At 71.4% G+C, this 21,138-nt stretch carries 19 protein-coding genes and 1 tRNA gene; 11 read left to right on the forward strand and 9 right to left on the reverse strand.

The window, feature by feature from the left end:
- Positions 1-123: 123 nt before the first annotated feature.
- Complete coding sequence (gene mfd / locus AB0J55_RS43990) at positions 124-3,678, reverse strand: transcription-repair coupling factor (RefSeq protein WP_364263748.1); 3,555 nt, start codon at positions 3,676-3,678, stop codon at positions 124-126.
- A gap of 120 nt (positions 3,679-3,798) precedes the next feature.
- Positions 3,799-4,716, reverse strand: a complete 918-nt coding sequence (locus tag AB0J55_RS43995) for an LLM class flavin-dependent oxidoreductase (RefSeq protein ID WP_364263549.1) — start codon at positions 4,714-4,716, stop codon at positions 3,799-3,801.
- A 74-nt stretch (positions 4,717-4,790) separates the two neighbouring features.
- Here AB0J55_RS43995 and AB0J55_RS44000 point away from each other — a divergent pair, with 74 nt between their 5' ends.
- Entirely contained in the window at positions 4,791-5,564 is a 774-nt protein-coding gene (locus AB0J55_RS44000) for a helix-turn-helix transcriptional regulator (protein ID WP_364263552.1), read from the forward strand.
- Here the strand turns inward: AB0J55_RS44000 and AB0J55_RS44005 are convergent.
- Together AB0J55_RS44005 and AB0J55_RS44010 are read right to left on the reverse strand one after the other, a co-directional pair.
- Positions 5,540-6,019: a DedA family protein gene (locus AB0J55_RS44005; RefSeq protein ID WP_364263555.1), complete on the reverse strand. Its 480-nt coding sequence runs from the start codon at positions 6,017-6,019 to the stop codon at positions 5,540-5,542. The genes AB0J55_RS44000 and AB0J55_RS44005 overlap by 25 nt on opposite strands.
- The gene (locus tag AB0J55_RS44010; RefSeq protein ID WP_364263558.1) at positions 5,991-6,587 is read right to left on the reverse strand and encodes a methyltransferase domain-containing protein; all 597 of its coding nucleotides are present in this window, start codon (positions 6,585-6,587) and stop codon (positions 5,991-5,993) included. The genes AB0J55_RS44005 and AB0J55_RS44010 overlap by 29 nt, the downstream gene beginning before the upstream one ends.
- Positions 6,588-6,734: 147 nt before the next feature.
- Between AB0J55_RS44010 and AB0J55_RS44015 the strand changes: the two genes are divergently transcribed.
- From AB0J55_RS44015 to AB0J55_RS44025, 3 genes are read left to right on the forward strand one after another with little or no spacing between them, the layout of a single operon-like run.
- Positions 6,735-7,838 carry a histidine kinase gene (locus AB0J55_RS44015; protein WP_364263751.1) on the forward strand — a complete coding sequence of 368 codons (1,104 nt, stop codon included), beginning with the start codon at positions 6,735-6,737 and terminating at the stop codon, positions 7,836-7,838.
- Positions 7,835-8,491 (forward strand): response regulator transcription factor, encoded by a 657-nt coding sequence (locus AB0J55_RS44020; RefSeq protein ID WP_364263561.1) that lies wholly within the window; start codon positions 7,835-7,837, stop codon positions 8,489-8,491. Before AB0J55_RS44015 ends, AB0J55_RS44020 begins: the two co-directional genes overlap by 4 nt.
- Positions 8,492-8,547: 56 nt before the next feature.
- Entirely contained in the window at positions 8,548-9,729 is a 1,182-nt protein-coding gene (locus tag AB0J55_RS44025; RefSeq protein ID WP_364263564.1) for a PQQ-dependent sugar dehydrogenase, read from the forward strand.
- Between the two features lie 201 nt (positions 9,730-9,930).
- On the opposite strand, the gene AB0J55_RS44030 is transcribed toward AB0J55_RS44025, so the two are convergent.
- Positions 9,931-10,659 carry an SDR family oxidoreductase gene (locus AB0J55_RS44030; protein WP_364263567.1) on the reverse strand — a complete coding sequence of 243 codons (729 nt, stop codon included), beginning with the start codon at positions 10,657-10,659 and terminating at the stop codon, positions 9,931-9,933.
- A gap of 29 nt (positions 10,660-10,688) precedes the next feature.
- Here AB0J55_RS44030 and AB0J55_RS44035 point away from each other — a divergent pair, with 29 nt between their 5' ends.
- Both AB0J55_RS44035 and AB0J55_RS44040 read left to right on the forward strand, forming a co-directional pair.
- On the forward strand, positions 10,689-11,192 hold the full coding sequence (locus AB0J55_RS44035; RefSeq protein ID WP_364263570.1) for an isochorismatase family protein: 504 nt from the start codon (positions 10,689-10,691) through the stop codon (positions 11,190-11,192).
- The gene (locus AB0J55_RS44040; RefSeq protein ID WP_364263573.1) at positions 11,189-11,581 is read left to right on the forward strand and encodes an NUDIX domain-containing protein; all 393 of its coding nucleotides are present in this window, start codon (positions 11,189-11,191) and stop codon (positions 11,579-11,581) included. The genes AB0J55_RS44035 and AB0J55_RS44040 overlap by 4 nt, the downstream gene beginning before the upstream one ends.
- 231 nt (positions 11,582-11,812) lie before the next feature.
- Here the strand turns inward: AB0J55_RS44040 and AB0J55_RS44045 are convergent, their stop codons facing one another.
- Positions 11,813-12,406: a TetR/AcrR family transcriptional regulator gene (locus AB0J55_RS44045; RefSeq protein WP_364263754.1), complete on the reverse strand. Its 594-nt coding sequence runs from the start codon at positions 12,404-12,406 to the stop codon at positions 11,813-11,815.
- A 92-nt stretch (positions 12,407-12,498) separates the two neighbouring features.
- Positions 12,499-13,464 carry an acyl-CoA desaturase gene (locus tag AB0J55_RS44050; protein WP_364263576.1) on the reverse strand — a complete coding sequence of 322 codons (966 nt, stop codon included), beginning with the start codon at positions 13,462-13,464 and terminating at the stop codon, positions 12,499-12,501.
- A gap of 206 nt (positions 13,465-13,670) precedes the next feature.
- Here AB0J55_RS44050 and AB0J55_RS44055 point away from each other — a divergent pair.
- From AB0J55_RS44055 to AB0J55_RS44075, 5 genes are all read left to right on the forward strand, one after another.
- Positions 13,671-13,742, forward strand: a tRNA-Gln gene (locus AB0J55_RS44055).
- Positions 13,743-13,773: 31 nt separating this feature from the next.
- A complete protein-coding gene (locus tag AB0J55_RS44060; protein WP_364263579.1) occupies positions 13,774-15,528 on the forward strand; it encodes a GGDEF domain-containing protein in 1,755 nt (584 codons plus the stop codon).
- Between the two features lie 48 nt (positions 15,529-15,576).
- A complete protein-coding gene (gene glmU, locus AB0J55_RS44065; RefSeq protein ID WP_364263582.1) occupies positions 15,577-17,049 on the forward strand; it encodes a bifunctional UDP-N-acetylglucosamine diphosphorylase/glucosamine-1-phosphate N-acetyltransferase GlmU in 1,473 nt (490 codons plus the stop codon).
- The gene (locus tag AB0J55_RS44070; RefSeq protein WP_364263585.1) at positions 17,046-18,026 is read left to right on the forward strand and encodes a ribose-phosphate diphosphokinase; all 981 of its coding nucleotides are present in this window, start codon (positions 17,046-17,048) and stop codon (positions 18,024-18,026) included. Before glmU ends, AB0J55_RS44070 begins: the two co-directional genes overlap by 4 nt.
- 60 nt (positions 18,027-18,086) lie before the next feature.
- Positions 18,087-18,953 carry a TIGR03621 family F420-dependent LLM class oxidoreductase gene (locus AB0J55_RS44075; protein ID WP_364263588.1) on the forward strand — a complete coding sequence of 289 codons (867 nt, stop codon included), beginning with the start codon at positions 18,087-18,089 and terminating at the stop codon, positions 18,951-18,953.
- Here the strand turns inward: AB0J55_RS44075 and AB0J55_RS44080 are convergent.
- Positions 18,947-19,588, reverse strand: a complete 642-nt coding sequence (locus tag AB0J55_RS44080) for an NAD(P)H-binding protein (RefSeq protein WP_364263591.1) — start codon at positions 19,586-19,588, stop codon at positions 18,947-18,949. The two genes, AB0J55_RS44075 and AB0J55_RS44080, sit on opposite strands and share 7 nt — an antisense overlap.
- A gap of 100 nt (positions 19,589-19,688) precedes the next feature.
- Positions 19,689-20,807, reverse strand: a complete 1,119-nt coding sequence (locus AB0J55_RS44085; RefSeq protein ID WP_364263594.1) for a hypothetical protein — start codon at positions 20,805-20,807, stop codon at positions 19,689-19,691.
- Between the last annotated feature and the right edge of the window lie 331 nt (positions 20,808-21,138).

Here is a 21,138-nt window from a genome sequence, read left to right on the forward strand (position 1 = left end):
GGGGGGGGGGTTGTGGGTGGCGCGGGCCCACTCCCGTCTCGATCCGTCTGTCTCCGTCTTGGTTTTTTTTTTTTTTTTTGATATTCCCCACACCCACCCCCCCCCCACGACGGGGGGCCGCTGCTAGACCGCCGCGGGTTTCTTCGTCAGCTGCACCAGCAGTTTCGTGCACCAGTCCAGCAGTTCTTCGTCCCGCAGCGTCGGCGCGCCGATCCGGCCACCGGCCGGGCCCTCCGTCGGCTTCGGCACCGACACCGTGTTCGTCACCGCCTTGTACACCGCCTTCGGGTACAGCCGCTTCAGCCGCACCATCTGTGAATCCAGCAGCGGCAGCGGCGCGAACCGGATCGTGGTGCCCTGGACCGCCACCTCCGTCACGCCCGCCTCGCGGCAGGTGTGCCGGAACTTCGCCACCGCCAGCAGCCGGTTCACCGGCGCGGGCGGCTGGCCGTAGCGGTCGATCAGCTCTTCGCGCACCGCGTCCAGGCCCTCGGTGTCCGGGGCCGCCGCGATCTTGCGGTACGCCTCCAGCCGCAACCGCTCCCCCGGCACGTAGTCGTGCGGGATGTGGGCGTCGATCGGGAGGTCGACGCGGACTTCCGCCAGCTCCTCTTCCTCCGCCGGCTCCGCGCCCGCGTGCCGCCTGAACGCGTCGACCGCTTCGCCGACGAGCCGCACGTAGAGGTCGAACCCGACGCCCGCGATGTGCCCGGACTGCTCCGCACCCAGGATGTTGCCCGCGCCGCGGATTTCGAGGTCCTTCATCGCGACCGCCATGCCCGCGCCCAGCTCGGTGTTCTGGGCGATCGTCGCCAGGCGGTCGTGCGCGGTCTCCGTCAGCGGCGCCTCCGGCGGGTACAGGAAGTACGCGTACCCGCGCTCACGCCCTCGCCCGACGCGGCCGCGCAGCTGGTGCAGCTGCGCCAGCCCCAGCAGGTCGCCGCGCTCGACCAAGAGCGTGTTGGCGTTCGAAATGTCGAGGCCGGTCTCGACGATCGTGGTGCACACCAGGACGTCGTACTCGTTCTCCCAGAAGCCCTGGATGATCTTTTCGAGCTTGTCCTCGTTCATCTGGCCGTGCGCGGTGACGACCCGCGCCTCCGGCACCAGCTCGCGGATCCGCCGCGCCGCCTTCTCGATCGAGGAAACCCGGTTGTGGACGTAGAAGACCTGGCCGTCGCGCAGCAGCTCACGGCGGATCGCCGCGCCGACCTGCTTGTCGTCGTACGCGCCGACGTAGGTCAGGATCGGGTGGCGGTCCTCCGGCGGGGTCAGGATCGTCGACATCTCGCGGATGCCGGCCAGCGACATCTCCAGCGTGCGCGGGATCGGCGTCGCCGACATCGTCAGCACGTCGACGTGCGTGCGCAGCGCCTTGATGTGCTCCTTGTGCTCGACGCCGAACCGCTGCTCCTCGTCGACGATCACCAGGCCGAGGTCCTTGTAGCGGATGCCGGTCTGCAGCAGCCGGTGCGTGCCGATGACGATGTCGACCTCGCCGGCGGCCAGCTGCTCGAGGATCAGGTCGGACTCGGTCTTGTTCGTGAACCGGGACAGGCCCTTGATCGTCACCGGGAACGAGCGCATCCGCTCCTGGAAGGTGTTCAGGTGCTGCTGGGCGAGCAGTGTCGTCGGCACCAGGACCGCGACCTGCTTGCCGTCCTGCACCGCCTTGAACGCCGCGCGGACGGCGATCTCCGTCTTGCCGTAGCCGACGTCGCCGCAGATCACGCGGTCCATCGGGACGCCGCGTTCCATGTCGGCCTTGACCTCGTCGATGGCGGCGAGCTGGTCGTTCGTCTCGGTGAACGGGAAGGCGTCTTCCAGCTCGTGCTGCCACGGGGTGTCCGGGCCGAACGCGTGGCCGGGCGCGGCCTGGCGCGCCGCGTACAGCTGCACCAGCTCGGCGGCGATCTCCTTGACCGCCTTCTTGGCCTTGGCCTTGGTGTTCTTCCAGTCCGAGCCGCCCAGCTTGTTGAGCGTGGGCAGCTCGCCGCCGACGTACCGGGAGACCTCGTCGAGCTGGTCGGTGGGCACGAACAGCCGGTCACCCGGGTGGCCGCGCTTCGACGACGCGTACTCCAGCAGGAGGTACTCGCGGGTGGCGCCGGCGACCGTCCGCTGGACCATCTCGACGAACCGGCCGATGCCGTGCTGGTCGTGCACGACGTAGTCGCCGGCCTTCAGGGCCAGCGGGTCGACCGCGTTGCGCCGCCGGGACGGCATCTTCGTGTTGAGGTCCTTTGTGGACGTTCCGGCGCCCGCGCCGCGGCCGGTGAGGTCCGCTTCGCTCAGCACGACCAGGGCGCGCTCGGGTGAGACGAACCCGTCGGTGAGGCCGCCGCAGGTGACCGTGACCATGCCCGCGGCCGGGACGCTCTTCAGGCCGTCACCCGCCTGGGTGGCCGGGACGTCGGCGCCGGTGAGCTGCTCGACCGCGCGCGCGGCGGTGCCCTGGCCGGCGACGACGAGCACCGCCGTGCCGCCCGACGCCGTGTGCGCCCGCAGGTCCGCCATCGCGCGCTCGAGCTCGCCGCGGTACGCGGGCGCGGCTTCGACCGAGACGCGGTAGACGTCGGGGTCTTCGCTGGTCAGCTGGGTCAGCGTCCACCAGGCGCGCTTGGTGTCCTGGGCGTGGGACGCGATCTCGTCGAGCGCCCGGTAGGCGGACGCGCCGAGGTCGATCGGCGCCTGCCCGCCCGCCGCGGCCGTCGTCCAGGACGCTTCGAGGAACTCCTGGCCGGTGCGGACGAGGTCGGCGGCGCGGGCGCGGATCTTCTCCGGGTCGGTGAGCAGCACGTGGGTGCCCACCGGCATCGCGTCGGTGAGGAGTTCGAGTTCGCCTTCGCAGAGGACGGGGATGAGCGCCTCCATGCCCTCGACCGGGATGCCGTCGGCGAGCTTGGTGAGCATCTCGGCCAGGTGCGCGTCGGCTTCGTAGGTCTTCGCCAGCTCCGCGGCCTTCTCCTTGACCGGCTGGGTGAGCAGCAGCTCGCGGCACGGCGGCGCGGTGACCCGCGCGATCTCACCGGGCAGCGACCGCTGGTCGGAGACGGCGAACGCGCGGATCTCGCTGACCTCGTCGCCCCAGAACTCCACCCGGACGGGGTGCTGCGCGGTGGGCCCGAAGAGGTCCAAGATGCCGCCGCGGACGGCGAACTCGCCGCGTTTCTCGACCATGTCGACGCGGGTGTAGGCCAGCTCGACGAGCCGTTCGAGGAGCTCCTCGAACGGCGTCTCTTCGCCGACGACGAGGTCGATCGGGGCGAGCGAGCCGAGGCCGGGCGCCATGGGCTGGATCAGGCTGCGGACGGTGGCGACGACCACGCGCAGCCCGTCGTCCCCGGTCTTCAGCCGGTGCAGCACCTCGAGCCGGCGCCCGACGGTGTCCGCGCGCGGCGAGAGGCGCTCGTGCGGCAGGGTCTCCCAGCTCGGGAAGTCGGCGACCCTGTGCTTTCCCAGGAGCGCACCGAGGGACGCGGTCAGCTCGTCGGCCTCCCGTCCGGTGGCGGTGACGGCGAGCACGGGCTTGCCGGCCCCGTCATCGGCGGCGAGAGCGGCGGCGACGAGCTGCCGGGCGGCGATCGGGCCCTGCAGCTCGAGCAGCGGCGCACCGGCGCGCTCGACCACGCCGCGCAGGGCCGGGTCGGGAAGGATGGCGGTGAGGAGTCCGGACAGTGGAGCGTCGGTCACGGTCCCAGCCTACGTGCCACCCCCGACAAGTTCCCGATCACCGCTGGTCGTGAGTGGGAAACAGTGTTCTGACCCTGTTTCCCGCCCACGAGAGCCGCGGCAGGCTCACGACCGGAGCAGGTTCACCACCTCCGCCACCCGCGGCAGCTGCTCGTCGAACACCTTCGGGTCCGTGCTCGCGATCCGCAGCAGGAAGTGTTCCGCCCCTTCGTACTCGCGCAGCCGGGAGGCCACCTCCGCCGCGCTCCCGCTGACCTGCATCTGGATCCCCTGGACGAACGCCGCCGGGCGGCCGTAGTTGCGCTGGCAGTACTCCTCCAGCAGCGAGCGCCCGCGCAGCGGATCGTCCTCGACGAGGACCGTCGCGAACAACGCCGGGGTCACCGGCCGGGACGCAAGCGCCCGGATCCGGGCCAGGCCCGAGCCGTAGTCGGCCGGGTCCGGCGGGTAGGGCAGCCAGCCGTCGTACAACCGGCCCACCCGCTCCAGCGCGCCCGGCGTGTACGCCGCCAGCCACACCGGCGGCCCGCCCGGGCGGGCCGGCGCCGGGAACACCGGCAGTGCGTCGTAGTGCAGCACCGAGCCGTGGAACGAAGACCCGCCGCTCCAGATCGCCCGCCACAGCGCCACGATGTCGTCCAGCCGGGCCCGCCGCCGCTCCCAGGGGACACCCGCGAACGCGAACTCCGGCTCGCTGCGGCCGGCGAACCCGGCCCCGACCGCCACCGTGAGGCGGCCCTCGCTCAGCAGGTCGAGGGACAGCAGCTGGTTCGCCGTCAAGATCGGGTTCCGCAGGGCCGGGAGCAGGGCGGCCGTCCCCAGCGTCACCCGGGACGTCCGGGCGGCGAAGGCGGACAGGACCGCGAGCGCGTCCAGCGGGGCCCGCGCGAGGGTGTCGCCGACCCAGACCGAGTCGAGGCCGAGTTCCTCCGCGAAGACCGCGGTCTCGACCAGCTCGGGTGCGGTGCGCCCGGCGTCGAGGATGGGCTGGTAGGTCGGGATGACCAGGCCGTAGTTCGTCATGGCCGAAGCGTCGCCGGAACGGGGTATGCGCTCAATTCCCCGCGGGGAATGGACGCCGCGAGCAGGATGGACCCGTGGACTTCGGAACCGCGCTCAAGGACTGGCGCACCCGGCGGCGGCTCAGCCAGCTCGACCTGGCGTTGCGCGCCGGCACGACGCAACGGCACGTGAGCTTCATGGAAAGCGGGCGCTCGGTGCCCGGGCGCGGCATGGTCCTGCGCGTCGCCGAGTCCCTCGAACTGCCCCTGCGCGAACGCAACGGCCTGCTCCACGCCGCCGGCTACGCGCCGACCTACCCCGAAACGCGGCTCGGCGACCCGGCCATCCGGCCGGTGCTCGAGGGCCTGCGGCGGCTGCTCGACGGCCACCGGCCCTACCCGGCGATCGTCGTCGACCGCCACGGCGTGCTCGTCGCCGCGAACGACGGGTTCGGGCTGCTCACCGAGGGCGTCGCGCCGGAACTCCTGCGCGAACCGGTCGACACGCTGCGGCTGGCGTTGCACCCGAAGGGGATGGCGCCGCGGGTGCGCAACCTCGACGACTGGGCGCGGCACATCCTCGAACGCCTCCGCAACGACCTCGCCCGCACCCCGGACGAACGCCTGGCCCGGCAGCTCGCCGAGCTGGAGGGGTACTTGCCGCCGGCGTCGCCACCCGGCCCGGAGCACCTGGGGTTCGCGGTGCCGGTCCGGCTGGCGACGTCGGTCGGCGAGCTGCGCCTGATCACCGCGATCACGACGTTCGCGACGGCGGCCGATGTCACCGTGTCGGAGCTCAGGCTGGAGACGTTCCTGCCCGCCGATGCCGAAACGGCGGAACGCCTTCACAGCACCAGCGCCGTCGTGTGACCCACCAGCAGTTCCGCGCTCGCCCACAGCACGGCCGCCGCCACGCTGCCCGCCGTGAACCGGCGGTACGGCATCGCCGCCGAGCCCGCCACGCGTGGCATCAGCGTCCGGACGCCGGCCAGGCAGCGGCCCGCGACCACCGCCGGGACGCCGTGGCGGGCGATCGCCGCCTCCGCGCGCTTCCAGCGGTCGCGGTGGGCCAGGCGCGGTCCCCAGCGCCGTCCCTCGAGGTAGGCGAGCTGGTCGCCGAGGACGGCCGCGCCGACGGCCACCGCCCAGGCGAGTCCGAGGTGGAGCGTGCCCCGCTCGGCGAGGAAACCCATCAGCAGCAACGTCGACAACGTCGGCAGCACGATTCCCGGCAGCAGTGCGGTTTCCGCGGTGATCACCAGGGCACAGACCAGGTAGACGACCACCGGGGGCGCGTCAAGCAGAGGCCGTAGCAGGCTGTCCACGCCGGGCCCTTCCCACCGCCACCGGCAGCGCGGCGCGGTACACGAAAGCCGGCGGCAGGTTGCCCCAGACGACCGAAGTCCGCTCCACCACCGCGAAACGGCTTCGCAGTGACGCGGCGAAGCGGCGCGCGGGCGGTGTCCAAGCCGCGTGGGCGTACGCGAACGTCGTGAACCGGCCGTCCGGGGCCAGCGCCGCGGTGACCGCGTCGAGGATGCGCTGCTGCCGGACCGCCGTCATGGCCGTCCACGGCAGGCCGGAGACGATGACGTCGAACCCGGCCGGCGCGAGGTGTTCCGCCGAGCCCGTGACGACGTCGACCTGTGGGAAGCGCTCGCTCAAGGCCGCCGCGAAACGCGGGTTGATCTCGACGGCCGTCAGACGCGCTTCGGGACGCAGGAGCGCGAGGACCGCTTCGGTGAACACGCCGGTGCCCGGACCGAGTTCGGCGACGCACGCCGCGCGCTCCAGGCCGAGGCCCGCCGTCATCTCTTCGGCCAGCCGTGGCGAGCTCGGCGCGATCGCGCCGGTCAGGACCGGGTGGCGGAGGAATTCCCTGGTGATCGACATGGCCCCGACGCTAGGAACGGCCGGGGTGGCCGCGAATCCGCCGGACCGGCCGGTCCGTGTCCTCCCCGGGGAGGACACGGACGGTCCGCGGGAAGGACGCCCCGGACGGGGTCCGGGCGTTACGTTCGGGAGGTGGAACGACTCGTGATGTGGGTGCGCCGGCACCGCTGGACGGTGGACTTGCCGCTGTACGGCGTGTTCGTCTTCCTCGCGCCCGGCTGGGCCGGGGAAGAGCCGTGGACCACCCGCGCGTTCCCGATGGTGTTCCTGCTCCCGCTGCTGGTCCGGCGCCGGTTCCCGCGCACGGTCGCGGTGCTGGTCATCGCCGGGGCGGCGGCGGTGTACTTCAACGACATCTGGGCCTACGACCGCGGCCGCACCGAGCTGGCCATGGCGGTCGTGCTGTTCACCCTCGTGAAGCGGCGGGACCGGTGGTTCGCCGCGGCGATCGCGGTGGCGATCGTCGTGCTCGGCGTCCAGTGGGTCACGCTCTACGCCCCGGACACGATCAACCCGACCTTCACCGTGCTCGGCATCCTGCCGCTGCACATCGCGGCCTGGGCGCTCGGCGAGTTCTTCCGCAAACAGGAAGAACTCGCCGCCGAAGAGAAGAAGCACGACGACGCCCGGACCCGCGCGGCCGTCGCCGAGGAGCGCACCCGGATCGCGCGCGAGCTGCACGACGTCCTGGCGCACAGCATGAGCGTGATCGTGCTGAACGCCGAGGGCGCGAAGCTCGCCCGGCACCGCGACCCCGAGGCCGTCGACCGCACACTCGACACGATCGTCCACACCGGCCGGGACGCGCTGGCCGAGCTGCGGCGGCTCCTCGAAGTCCTGCACGCCGGCCAGGCGGCGCGCAGTCCCCAGCCGACGCTCGCCGGCCTGCGCGAGCTCGTCGACCAGTCCGGGCGCGACGTCGCGCTCGACGTGACCGGCGATCCGGGCGCGCTGCCGGCCAGCGCCGCGCTGCAGGCGTACCGGATCGTCCAGGAGGCACTGACCAACATGATCAAGCACGCCCCCGCCGACGCCACCGGCCGCGTCGGCGTCGCCTTCGAGCCACCCGGGGTGCGCATCGAGGTGACGAACACCGGCGGCCACGCCCCGCCGGCCCCGGCGCTGCCGTCGTCCGGCCGCGGCCTCACCGGAATGCGCCAGCGCGTCGGCATGTACCACGGCGAGCTGACGACCGGCCCGCTCCCGGACGGCGGGTACCGCGTGTGCGCAACCCTGGTGGTGACCCCGTGACCACCCGGATCCTGCTCTGCGACGACCAGCAGCTGGTCCGCGTCGGCCTGCGGATGATCGTCGAAAGCCAGGACGACCTCGTCGTCGCGGGCGAGGCGGCCAACGGGGAGGAGGCCATCGCGCTGGCCAGGCAGCTGCGGCCGGACCTGGTGCTGATGGACGTCCGGATGCCGGTGCTCGACGGCGTCACGGCGACCGCGCGGATCTGCGCCGAGCTGCCGGACGTGCGCGTCCTCATCATCACGACCTTCGACCTCGACGAGTACGCGTACGCCGCCCTGCGCGGCGGGGCCAGCGGGTTCCTGGTGAAGGACGCGCCGTCGGAGGAGATGCTCGTCGCGATCCGCGGGGTGCTGCGCGGCGATTCGATGGTCTCGCCGTCGGTCACCCGGCGGCTGCTCGACCGGTACCTCGCCGACGACCGCGACCCGGTGGACGCCGAGAAGCTCGGAGCGCTCACCGAACGCGAGAAGGACGTGCTGGGCCTGCTCGCGCGCGGGCTGTCCAACGGGGAGATCGCCGCGAAGCTGTACATCGGCGAGACGACGGTGAAGACGCACGTCGGGCGGATCCTGAGCAAGCTGCGGCTGCGCGACCGGGTGCACGCGGTCGTCTTCGCCTACGAGTCCGGGCTGGTGCGGCCCGGCTCCTGAGCGCACGAGCGCCGCGTCGCACGGCGATTTCACCGCTTGGTGGCAGGATGAGGCGTATGCGGCGTGCGCTGGGTCTCATCGGTGTGGTGTCCCTGCTGGTCCTGGGCTGTTCGGGGGCGGCGAGCGAACCCGTGCAGAGCGTCCCGCCCGCGCCCTCGCCGGCCGCCGCGTCCGGGAAGTTCAAGGTCGAGACGGTGACCGCCGGGCTGCAGCACGGCTGGGACGTCGGGTTCCTGCCCGACGGCGGCATCCTGGTGCCGCAGCGGCCCGGCAAGCTCGCGCTGATCCGCGACGGCAAGGCGGCCGACGTGCGCGCCGACTTCTCCGACGTCCTCGTGCAGGGCGAAGGCGGCCTGCTCGGCCTGGTCGTCAGCCCGGACTTCAGCACCAGCCGCGAGTTCATCACCTGCCAGGACCACCAGGAAGGCGGCAAGGCCGTCGACATCCGGCTGGTCACCTGGCGGCTCGCCGAGGACGGCACCAGCGCGACGAAGGTGAAGGACCTGCTGACCGGGCTGCCGGTGAACCCGAGCGGGCGGCACTCCGGCTGCCGCCCGACGTTCGCCCCGGACGGCGCCCTGCTCGTCGGCACCGGCGACACCGCCCGCGCGTCGATCTCGCAGGACCGCCACTCCCTCGGCGGCAAGGTGCTGCGGCTGGACGCGAAGACCGGGAAGCCGTTGCCGGACAACCCGTTCATCACTTCGAGTGACCCGCACGAGCAGCTGGTCTACACCTACGGCCACCGCAACGTCCAGGGCGTGGCGATCCGGCCGGGCAGCGGCCAGGTGATCACCGCCGAGCACGGGCCGACGTTCGACGACGAGGTCAACCTGCTGAAGCCGGGCGCCAACTACGGCTGGGACCCGTCGAAGGGCGGCACCGGCACCAGCTACGACGAGAGCGTGCCGATGACCGACCTCAAGCGGTTCCCGGACGCGGTGAGTCCATTGTGGACATCCGGGAAGATCACCGAGGCGATCAGCGGTGACGCGTTCCTGACCGGCGCGCAGTGGGGCCCGAACGACGGCGCGCTCGTCGTGGTGGCGCTCAAGGGGCAGAAACTGCTGCTGTACCACCTGGACCCGGCGGGCAAGGTCCTCGACGTCACGCTGCCGCCGGAGTTCGACGACAAGTTCGGCCGCCTGCGCGCGGTCCGCAGCGGCCCGGACGGCGCCCTGTACGTGACCACGTCGGACGGGACGGACGACAAGCTGCTGAAGGTCACGCCCGCCTGACCATGAGAAAAGCACGGCCGCGAAGGTGCCGTGGACACTTCCGCCCGGACGGCGGGACGCGGAACATGGTGTGAGCCAAGAGTTTTTCGCCCGCCCCCGACGCGTGTTGGACGCGGTCCGAAGAAAGCGTTCCCGCGGCAGCACCGCGCCGGTCCCCGGGCGCCATCGCCGACCTGGCGCCCGAGGACCGGCATCCAGATGCTATTTGCCCAGGTGAGCCCCGCCGTTGACGTGCACCACCTGTCCGGTGACGTGCCCGGCGGCGGGGCTCGCCAAGAACGTCACGACGGCGGCGACGTCCTCCGGCGTGCCGGGCCGCTTGTTCATCGTGTTCCCGATCAGCCACTCGCGACGGCTGTCGCTCAGCTGCCCGTGGAAGAACTCGGTGTCCCCGATCAGCCCGGGCGCGACGACGTTCGCGGTGATCCCGCGCGGCCCGAACTCCCTGGCCACACTGACGTTCCACGCTTCGACGGCGGCCTTCGCGGCCCCGTAGGACCCGGCGCCGGTGTGCGCGGCGATCGAGCCGATGGTGATGATCCGCGCCCCGTCGGCGAGCCGGTCGCGCAGCGCGTGCGTCACCAGCGCGGCACTGACCACATTGGACCGCAGGTTCCGTTCGAACGCCGCCGCGAAGCCGGCCAGCCCGTCCTCGCCGTCGCTTCCGAGGAAGTCGGTGTTGCCGCCGGCGTTGTTGACGAGCACGTCGACGCGTTCCGGCAACTCCGCCAGTGCGGCCTCGACGGCGGCCGGATCGGCGGCGTCGAACACGACGGGCCGCGCGCCCGCCAGCGTCGCGGCTTCGGTCAGCACCTGCTCCCGGCGCCCGGTGATCGTGACGTGCTCGCCGGCCTCGGCGAAGGCCGCCGCCACCGCGTAGCCGATGCCCGTGCCGCCGCCCGTCACCACGATTTCCCTGTTGTTCCCCATGCTCCGAGCCTAGTGCCTAGGATCGGGGGATGACCGAGATCGACCCGGCCACGTCCGCGCTCGTCCTGATCGACCTGCAGGCGCGGATCGTGGCGTTGCCGACCACGCCGTACACCGGCGAAGAAGTCGTCGCGAACGCCCTGCGCCTGCGGGAGGCGTTCCGCAAGGCGGGCGCGCCGGTGGTGGTCGTGAAGGTGTCGCGGCCGGACAACCCGCCGGGCAACGAGCTGGTCTTCGAGACCGGGGACGACAAGGTCGTCACGAAGTACACGATCGGCGGGTTCGCCGGGACCGACCTCCACGAGTACCTGAGCGGGGCGGGCGTCCGCACGGTGGTGTTCGGCGGCATCGCGACGGAGTTCGGCGTCGAGTCGACCCTGCGCGCAGCCTCGGACCACGGCTACGACACGGTCGCGGTGTCCGACGCGATGACGGCGCTGTCGGAGATCTCGCACGAGAACGCGATCACGAAGATCTTCCCGCGGCTGGGCACGGTCGTGACGACGGACGAGGCCGTGGCGGCGCTGGCGTGATCGACAAGATCGCCTGGCTGCACCTGGTGGACGGCCGGATCCTCAGCACGCGTTCGCGCGGCAAGAACGTCTACTACCTCCCCGGCGGCAAGCGCGAGCCCGGCGAGACGGACGCCGAGACGCTGGTCCGCGAGATCCGCGAAGAACTCGACGTCGAGATCACCGAAGACTCGATCGCCGCGGCCGGCACCTTCGAGGCGCAGGCGCACGGTCACGCGGCCGGCACGCTGGTGCGGATGACCTGCTACACCGCCGGATACCGCGGAACCCTCGAGGCGAGCAGCGAGATCGAAGAGATCGCGTGGCTCGGGTACGCCGACCGCGGCCGGGTTTCCGCGGTGGACCAGCTCATCTTCGACCACCTTCGGGCGACCGGGCAGCTGCGATGAGCGGGGCGTCCCGCGAAAACGCCCGGAACCCGGCCCCGTAGTACAACTCCCGCGCGGTGCCGGCTCCCCCAGGCACGCGACGGTCGCGTGCCGGGCGCCTGCCGCGACCGCCAGCCGCATCCCGTGCAGAACCATCGCCCGGGCCGGCCCTTGGCGCCGTGCGCCGCCCAGCGTTGCCGGGCGAAGGAATCGGCCGCCGCCGGGGAACCAGGGTCCTCGGCGGTCACCGCGCTAACGCAGCCGCAGCTTCGGCTTGTGCTCCAGGTGCGACAACCCGTTCCACGCCAGGTTGACCAGGTGCGCGGCCACCTCGTCGCGCTTGGGCTTGCGCGCGTCCAGCCACCACTGGCCGGTCAGGGCGACCATCCCCACCAGGGCCTGCGCGTACAGCGCCGCCAGCTTCTCGTCGTAGCCGCGGGCCGCGAACTGCTGGGCCAGGATGTGTTCGACCTGGCTCGCGATGTCGTTCAGCACCGTCGAAAACGTCCCCGTGGAGCTGGCCACCGGGGAGTCGCGGACCAGGATGCGGAAGCCGTCGTGGGAATCCTCGACGTAGGACAGCAGCGCCGTCGCCGCCTGTTCCAGCATCGCGCGCGGGTGCCCGCCGTGGAGGGTCGAGACCATCCGGTCGAGCAGCAGCTGCGTTTCGCGGTCGACGACCACCGCGTAGATGCCCTCTTTGCCGCCGAAGTGCTCGTACACCACCGGTTTCGACACGTTGGCGCGGTGCGCGATCTCCTCGATCGACGTCCCGTCGAAGCCCTTCTCGGCGAACAGGGCCCGGGCCACGTTCAGCAGCTGCTGACGCCGCTCGGTGCCGGTCATCCGGACCCGGGTCACCGGGGCGGCCGGACGTGCCCCGGTGACCTGCTCACGCTTCGAACGCCGTCTCCCCGCCATTTCGGCAGCCTAGTTGACTAGCCCTTTTCCGTGGCGATACGGGCCAGCCGCTGCGGGGTCGGCCAGCGCACGTCGTGCACCCAGCCGAACTTCTCGAAGATCCAGATCAGCCGCGCGGAGATGTCGATCTGGCCGCGCTTGACGCCGTGGCGCGCCGACGTCGGGTCGGCGTGGTGCAGGTTGTGCCACGACTCGCCGAAGGAGAAGATCGCCAGCGGCCAGAAGTTGGCCGACTTGTCGCGGGCGGCGAACGGGCGCTCGCCGATCATGTGGCAGATCGAGTTGACCGACCAGGTCACGTGGTGCAGCACGCAGATGCGCACCAGGCCGGCCCAGAAGAAGGCCGTCACCGCGCCCCACAGCGACCACGAGATGAGGCCGCCCAGCAGCGCCGGCAGCAGCAGGCTGACCAGGGCCCACAGCCAGAACAGGTCGTCGACCTTCTTGATCGCCGGGTCCTTCACCAGGTCCGGCGCGAAGCGCTCGGCGTTGGTCTGGTCGCGCTCGAACAGCCAGCCCATGTGCGCGTGCCAGAAGCCCTTGGCGATGGCCCACGGCGAGGTACCGAACGCCCACGGCGAGTGCGGGTCGCCGTCGCGGTCGGAGAACGCGTGGTGGCGGCGGTGGTCGGCGACCCAGGTGATCACCGGGCCCTGCAGGGCGATGCTGCCCGCGATGGCCATGAACACGCGCAGCCACTGCTTGGCCTTGAACGACCCGTGCGTGAAGTAGCGGTGGTACGACACCGTGATGCCGAGCCCGCTGATCGCGTAGAACACCACGAAGATGCCGACGTCGACCCAGCTCAGTCCCCAGCCCCACGCGAACGGCACCGCGACCAGCAGGGCCACGAGCGGGGCGATCACACCGAAGTAGACCGACAGCTGCACGCCGATGCCGCGCTGGCCGTCGATGACAGGTTTGGGCCCCTTGGGAGCTTCCGGCTCCCCGGCGGGCTGGGAACGGTCGAGCGTGGCCGTCATACGCTTCACTTCTTCCTACACGGGCAGCCTTCTACCAAGGGCGCCCTAACCTACGATGCCGTAAGTTACGGTACAGGAGGTTCGGGCGGCTGGGGAGAGCCCGAACTCACACCGATGTCTTTCGGACCCGGGTACCCGGCGGACGGGCGCATAACGCATCCCCCGCGCGGACGACACCCGATCGTCGCTATCCTGACCAGGATCGATCCGCCGTAGTGTAATCGGCAGCACTTCAGATTTTGGTTCTGACAGTTCAGGTTCGAATCCTGGCGGCGGAGCAGCAGGACCCGAACCCCACGACCCGGGAGGTTGGCGCTGACCGACGAGGCGACCGACCCGGTCACGGCCAGGCGGCCCGCGCTGGCCGAGATGTCCGACGCCTGGCTGGTCGGGCGTGCGCGGGAGCTGGGTGCCGCCGTCCAGCGGCACGAATACACCCAGCAGCTCGAGATCGTCGCGATGATGGACGAGCTGCTCGACGAGACCCAGCGCCGCGGCGAGCCGCTGCTCGTGGCCCAGCTGCTGCGCTCGTCCGCCCTGGCCCGGCTGGCCACCAAGGGCCTGGCCGCGGAGGCCGAGCCCCGGCTCGACGAGATGCTCGCGCACACCCGCCGCCACGGCATCGCCCTGCTGCGGGCGGACGCGCACGCGCTGCGCGGGCGCCGGCTCGTGGCCGCCGCGCAGGAGGACGCCGCGCTCACCGAGATCGCCCGGGCGCTGGCCATCCTGGACGACTCCACGATCCCGGACCGGCAGGTCGGGCTGCGCGCCTGGAACCGGCTGCTGTCTTCGACGCTGATCGACTGCTGGCTGGTGCTCAACCAGCTCGGCGTCTACGAGGCGGCCGAGGAGGTGATCGGCCGGGCCGCGGCGGCGATCCGCGAGAGCGCGAGCCCGCACGACATCGCCCTCCAGCTGATCAACCGGATCAAGATGCTGCTGGGCTGGGGCCTGCGGCTGGAACGCATCGACGAGTACGACGAGAGCGCCGAGAAGTTCCGCACCGCGGCGTCGATGGGCGCCGCCGCCGAGGGCCCGTTCGCCGAGTCGCTGTTCCCGCGCAAGGCGAACGTCGCGGCGATCGACCAGGTCGGCGTGCTGGCCGCGGCGCCGGCGCTGAACCAGCCGGGCGCCGAGCACATCGACCGGCTGCAGAAGCTGCACACCGAGCGCGCGTTCGGGCACGACCGGGAGATCGTCGCGATCGCGCTGGCCCGCTGCCTGGACAAGGAGGGCCGCCGCGAAGAGGCCCTTTCGGTGCTGCGCGAGACGCGCCAATCCATCTCGGACGACACCTCGCAGCCGTCGATGCGGCTGAACATCGCCCGCGAGCTGGCCCGGCTCGACACGACCCCGGACTACGCGTCCGGCGCGAGCGAGTCGCTGATCGACTACGCGCGGCGCCTGGAGTCGGAGATGTGGAGCCTGCGCGAGTCGCAGATCGCCACCCTGAACGCCCGCCGCGAGCACGAACGGCTGTCGGCCGAGCACGGCGCGATCACCCAGCAGGCCCTGCAGGACCCGCTCACCGGCCTGCCGAACCGGCGCGCGCTGGACGAGAAGCTGCGTCAGCTCGCCTCCTCGGCCGACGCGCAGCCCCTCGCGGTCGCGCTGGTGGACCTCGACGGCTTCAAGGGCGTCAACGACAAGCAGTCGCACGCCGAAGGCGACAACGTGCTGCGTGTCGTGGCGAGCACGCTTCGTGACGCGCTGCGCGGCGACGACCTCGTGGCCCGCTACGGCGGCGACGAGTTCATCGTCCTGCTTCCCGGCACGCCGGCGTCCGCGGCGAAGATGGCGCTCGGGCGCGCGGTGAAGTCCGTCGCGAACCTGCCACACCACCTCTCGCACGGGGTCACGCTGTCGATCGGGCTGGTCTCGCTGCGCCCGCAGGAGCGCGGCGAGCAGGTCCTGGCCCGCGCGGACGCGGCGATGTACCAGGCGAAACGCGGCGGCGGCAACCAGGTGGCGTCGGCGAACTCGATGGCCGCCGACCCGGCGGGAGCCTGGGCGACCGAGGCACCACCCACCGACCCCGCGTGGGACGCCGACGACCACGGTTAGGATCGGTGCCCGACAGAAGCCATCTCTTGGTAACCGTTGGGAGCGCCGTTGACCGGCCCGCTGAGCACGTTGATCCTGGCCGCGGGTGAAGGCACCCGCATGCGTTCCTCGACGCCCAAGGTGCTGCACCCGATCGCCGGGCGGCCCCTCGTCGAACACGCCGTCCGGGCGGCCGCCGGCCTGGACCCCGAACACCTCGTGGTGGTCGTCGGGCACGGCCGCGAGCAGGCCGGTGCGCACCTCGCCCAGGTCGCGACCGCACTCGGCCGCGGTGTCGGCACCGCGGTGCAGGACCAGCAGAAGGGCACCGGCCACGCCGTGTCCTGCGCGCTCGCGACCCTGCCCGCCGACCTCACCGGCACCGTGCTCGTCAGCTACGGCGACGTCCCGCTGCTCGACACCGCCACCCTCGGCGCGCTGCTCGACGAGCACACCGAAGCGAAGAACGCCGTCACCGTGCTCACCTCGGTGGTCAGCGACCCGGCCGGCTACGGCCGGATCGTGCGCGACAGCGCGGGCAAGGTGACCGGGATCGTCGAGCACAAGGACGCCACCCCGGAGCAGGCGGAGATCACCGAGATCAACTCGGGTGTCTACGCCTTCGACGCCGCTGTGCTGCGTGACGGCCTTTCGCGCCTGTCGACCGACAACGCGCAGGGCGAGCTCTACCTCACCGACGTGCTCGGCATCGCGAACGGCGACGGCCTCCACGTCGGCGCGCTGGTCGTCGACGACCCGTGGCTGACCGAGGGCGTCAACGACCGCGTGCAGCTGTCGGCGCTCGGCGCCGAGCTCAACCGCCGGATCGTGCATCGCTGGCAGCGCGAGGGCGTCACCGTCGTCGACCCGGCCACCACCTGGATCGACGCCGGCGTGACGCTCTCCCGCGACGTCGTCATCCAGCCCGGCGTGCAGCTCAAGGGCACCACGTCGGTCGGCGAAGGCAGCACGGTCGGGCCGGACAGCACGCTGACCGACGTCACGATCGGTGCCGGCGCAAGCGTCGTGCGGGTCCACGGCTCGGACTCCGAACTCGGCGACGGCGTCAACGTCGGCCCGTTCACCTACCTGCGGCCGGGCACGAAGCTGGGCGTCAAGGCGAAGCTGGGCGCGTTCGTCGAGACGAAGGCGGCGGAGATCGGCGCCGGCACGAAGGTGCCCCACCTGACCTACGTGGGTGACGCCACGATCGGTGAGCACAGCAACATCGGCTGCTCCAGCGTGTTCGTGAACTACGACGGCGTGAACAAGCACCGGACCGTTATCGGGTCGTATGTCCGGTTGGGCGCGGACAACACCTTCGTCGCCCCGGTGCACATCGGTGACGGCGCTTACAGTGGGGCAGGTGCCGTGATCCGCGAAGACGTCCCGCCGGGCACACTCGCGGTGTCGGCGCCGCCGCAGCGCAACATCGAAGGCTGGGCGATCCGGCGCCGGCCGGGTACGCCCGCGGCGGAGGCGGCCCAGGCCGCCCTCGACGCCGATTCAGCAGCAGGAACCGACGGGGAGTCGCCAGCATGAGTCCGAAGCAAGGCACGCCGAAGAAGAACCTGATGCTCTTCTCCGGACGCGCGCACAAGGAGCTCGCCGAAGAGGTGGCCCAGCACCTCAACGTGACGATCACCCCGCAGACGGCGCACACGTTCGCCAACGGCGAGCTGTTCGTCCGGTTCGAAGAGTCCGTCCGCGGCACCGACGCCTTCGTCATCCAGGCGCACACCACGCCCATCAACGAATACGTGATGGAGCAGCTGATCATGGTGGACGCGCTCAAGCGGGCGAGCGCGAAGCGGATCACCGTGGTGATGCCGTTCTACCCGTACGCGCGCCAGGACAAGAAGCACAAGGGCCGCGAGCCGATCTCGGCGCGGCTGATCGCGGACCTGTTCAAGACCGCGGGCGCCGACCGGATCATGACCGTCGACCTGCACACCGCGCAGATCCAGGGCTTCTTCGACGGCCCGGTCGACCACCTGATGGCGCAGACCGTGCTGGCCGAGCACATCAAGAAGACCTACGGCGACGCCGACATCACGGTCGTCTCGCCGGACTCGGGCCGCGTGCGGCTGGCCGAGAAGTGGGCGCAGACGCTGGGTGACCGGCCGATCGCGTTCATCCACAAGACGCGCGACCCGGACAAGCCGAACCAGGCCGTCGCCAACCGCGTGGTCGGCAAGGTCGAGGGCAAGCTCTGCGTGCTGATCGACGACATGATCGACACCGGCGGCACGATCGTGAAGGCCACCGAGGCCCTGATCGACGAGGGCGCGGCCGACGTCGTCATCGCGACCACGCACGGCATCCTGTCGGACCCGGCGACCGAGCGGCTTTCGCAGTGCAAGGCGCGCGAGGTCATCGTGACGAACTCGCTGCCGATCCCGGAGGAGAAGCGCTTCGAAGGGCTGACGGTCCTGTCGATCGCGCCGATGCTGGCCGAGGCCATCCAGCAGGTCTTCGAAGACGGCTCGGTGACGTCGCTCTTCGACGGCAACGCCTGATTCCGTCCGCCGGGCGCGAACTCCGCGCCCGGCGGGGGTTTCCGGCGCTAGCGTGCCGGGATGGGGAACTTCAAGTTCGGCGTCAGCCTCCGCGAAACCGGCAGCCGCGACGAGTGGATCGCGAAAAGCCGGCGCGCCGAGGAACTGGGCTACGACGTCATCACCGTGCCCGACCACCTGGGCACCGGCCGGTTCGCACCGTTCCCGGTGCTGGCCATGGCGGCCGCCGTCACCGAGCGGGTGCGGCTGGGCCCCCTCGTTTCCAACGTGCCCTTCTACAATCTCGCGCTCTTCGCGCGCGAAGCGTCCACCATGGCCACGCTGCTCGACGGCCGCCTCGACCTGGGGCTCGGCGCCGGGCACATGAAGAGCGAGTTCGACGCCGCCGGTATCCCGTGGCAGAACGCCGCGACCCGGATCGGCTACCTCGAAGAAAGCTTCGGCTACCTGCGGAAACACTTCGAGGACGAAGGCATCCCGATGCCCCGCCTGCTCATCGCGGGCAACAGCGACGACGTGCTCGACCTGGCCGCGGAGCACGCGGACGTCGTCGGCTTCGCCGGCCTGCGGCAGCAGCCCGGCAAGCCGCCGGGCACCTTCAAGCTCGACAACGCCGAAGCCGTGGACGAGCGCGTCGCGTACTTCCGGGCGAAGGCGGGCCGCGAACTCGAGTACAACATGCTGGTCCAGCTCGTCGAGATCACCGACGACCGGGAGAAGGCCGCCGAGCACTGGCACGAGCTGACCGAGCGCAGCACCGTCGCCGACGCCCGCGAACTCCTCGACGCGCCGCAGCTGCTGCTGGGCACCGTCGAGGAGATCGCCGGTCAGCTGGTGGCCCGGCGGGAACGCTACGGCTTCTCGTACATCACCGTGTTCGAGCCCGCGCTCGAAGCGTTCGCGCCAGTGATCAAAGAGCTTCAGTAAGCAACCGTGAAGCGCGCGCGGCGGTGCTGCGGCTGCTCGATCTCGTCGACGTAGGCGATCGCGAAGTCGTCGCCGCCGATGTGCGACTTGCCGTTTTCGTCGGTCACCAGGACGTCCCCGCCGAGGCGGAACTTCCCGGTGCGCTCGCCCGGCGTCCAGGCACCGAACTCGGCGGCGGGGCTGACGTAGAACCAGTCGAGGTCCTCGGGCTGCTCGCGCAGCAGGGCGAGCACCTCGGCGTGGCTGCCGGCCTCGTCCTTGTACTCGTCGGGGAACTCCGGGGTGTCGAACAACCGCGGGCCGCCCTCGGCGACCAGCAGGCTCGCCGCGCCGCCCACGAACGACAGCCGGATGTTGTTCTCGCGCGCGATCCGGACCAGCGACGGCACGGCGTCGATCAGCTTCTTGCCGTCGATCGCGCGCGCCGGGGTGGCGACCACGAACACGTCGGCGTCTTTCGCCAGGCCCGCGACGAACTCCTCGTCGTGCAGCGAACCCTGCCGCTCGTCGACGCCTTCGGGGGCCGAACCGGGGTGCCGCGCGACGCCGACCACCTCGTGCCCGCGCCGCAGCGCTTCGGCCCCGATCCTGCCCCCGGCGTACCCGGTCCCCCCGAAAACCACCAGCTTGGCCATGTCCGCTCCTCCTCGTCCGTCCGGCTGTGCGCAGCCGATGCTAGGAACGGGAGATCACCTACTTCAACGGGAGCAACACACCTGGGGGTAGGTGTCCAGGTCAGCCGCCGAGGCCCGCGAACTCCGCCGCGACCTTCTGCTTGACGGCGTTGACGTCGAGGCCCGCGCGGACCTCCGCGGTCGCGTTCGGCTTGGACAGCACCTGGTAGCTGGCCGTCCGGTTGGGCAGCTTGAACTTCACCGAGCAGGACAGCTTGATCGTCTTGTACGGCTCCGCGTCCCCGGCCGCCGTGCAGGTCTGCGCGCCGAGCGCCTCGGCGCTGACTTCCACCGTGAGGGTGATGTGCACGACGCTCTTCTCGCCCGAGGCCGGCGAGCCGACCACGCTGTTGGAGACGTCGACCGTCGTGGTGCAGGAGCCGACGAAGTCCTTGCAGTCGAGGTTGTCGTCGGTGACGACGGCGCTGGCCTGGACGAGGCCTTCGAACGGCTGGCCGAGACCGCCGACGGTGTTGTCGAGGTCGGTGCGGAACGCCTTCAGCGCGTCCCCGGTGAGCGGGGCGACCTGGAACTCGGCGCCGTACTTCGGCCCGTTCTGCGGGTCGAGCAGCGCCGGGGCGAAGCTGACGACGCGGTTCGGCTTGGCCGTGGTGACCCGCAGGACGCTCGGCGCGGTGCCGAGCTGGTAGACCTCGGTGCCGTCCGGGAGCTTCGCCTTGACCGGCTCGCCCATCCGGTCGAGCCCGGAGAGGGCCTTGCGCAGGCCCTCGGCCAGCGCCGGCGGCGCGAACCGGGCCGCCGGGTCGAACGGCAGCTCGGTGCCGAGCGAACGCACCCAGCTGGTGCCGAACTGGGCGCCCTCGTCGATGGCGTGGGCCTTCCAGTAGTCGGCGTCGGCCTGCAGGTAGAACTGGCCGGCGGCGGCCGTCACCTGGACGACGCGGCCTTCCAGCGGCAGCGCGCCGACGGCGTAGCCGCCGCGGGTGACCCGGAACTGCTGGTCGGCGCCCTTGACCGTGGCCTTCAGCGCGACCGCGGGCGCCTGGCCCAGCGCGGTCAGGGCCGCGTCGACCGCGGCGCGCTGCTCCACCCGCCGGTCCGCCGTCGCCCGGTCGGCCGCGGAGACGCCGGCGGTGCCGGCGACCGCCACCTGGCAGCCGGCCAGCACTCCGCCCAGCAGCAGCACCGCGGCTGCCACCCTGCTCCGTCGAGCCCGCATCAACGCCCCCTGCTTTCCCGCTACCCGAAGCACACCTCGGCCGGCGTCGTCCCGCCACCGGATTTGTGTCGTCACGTACCGGGGTCCAGGAGGGTTCTAGCCTGGGCCGGGCACCCGCCGCAACCCACCGTGATGAGGTTGGTTTACACTCTTGAGGTTGTCTCGGCGAGGCGGGGCCCTACTGGGGTGCCCGGCGTGATCGACGCGGCGGCTCGAGTAGCCCCCGTCGTCGTGCACGCCCGGAAACTCGCCGCCGGAACTTCCTTGAACAGAACACACATCGGCTTTCCCCGCCGCAGCATGCTGTCTTTGATTTGAAGGAGTGCAACAC

The sequence above is a fragment of the Amycolatopsis sp. NPDC049688 genome, from assembly GCF_040674975.1.
Taxonomy (GTDB): domain Bacteria; phylum Actinomycetota; class Actinomycetes; order Mycobacteriales; family Pseudonocardiaceae; genus Amycolatopsis.

Coding starts and splice junctions, on each gene's coding strand:
- AB0J55_RS43995 (WP_364263549.1), bottom strand. CDS start 4,716: ATGACGAACTACGGCCTGGTCATCCCGACCTACCAGCCCATCCTCGAC.
- AB0J55_RS44010 (WP_364263558.1), bottom strand. CDS start 6,587: ATGTCGATCACCAGGGAATTCCTCCGCCACCCGGTCCTGACCGGCGCG.
- AB0J55_RS44015 (WP_364263751.1), top strand. CDS start 6,735: ATGTGGGTGCGCCGGCACCGCTGGACGGTGGACTTGCCGCTGTACGGC.
- AB0J55_RS44025 (WP_364263564.1), top strand. CDS start 8,548: ATGCGGCGTGCGCTGGGTCTCATCGGTGTGGTGTCCCTGCTGGTCCTG.
- AB0J55_RS44030 (WP_364263567.1), bottom strand. CDS start 10,659: ATGGGGAACAACAGGGAAATCGTGGTGACGGGCGGCGGCACGGGCATC.
- AB0J55_RS44035 (WP_364263570.1), top strand. CDS start 10,689: ATGACCGAGATCGACCCGGCCACGTCCGCGCTCGTCCTGATCGACCTG.
- AB0J55_RS44045 (WP_364263754.1), bottom strand. CDS start 12,406: ATGACCGGCACCGAGCGGCGTCAGCAGCTGCTGAACGTGGCCCGGGCC.
- AB0J55_RS44050 (WP_364263576.1), bottom strand. CDS start 13,464: ATGACGGCCACGCTCGACCGTTCCCAGCCCGCCGGGGAGCCGGAAGCT.
- AB0J55_RS44070 (WP_364263585.1), top strand. CDS start 17,046: ATGAGTCCGAAGCAAGGCACGCCGAAGAAGAACCTGATGCTCTTCTCC.
- AB0J55_RS44075 (WP_364263588.1), top strand. CDS start 18,087: ATGGGGAACTTCAAGTTCGGCGTCAGCCTCCGCGAAACCGGCAGCCGC.
- AB0J55_RS44080 (WP_364263591.1), bottom strand. CDS start 19,588: ATGGCCAAGCTGGTGGTTTTCGGGGGGACCGGGTACGCCGGGGGCAGG.
- AB0J55_RS44085 (WP_364263594.1), bottom strand. CDS start 20,807: ATGCGGGCTCGACGGAGCAGGGTGGCAGCCGCGGTGCTGCTGCTGGGC.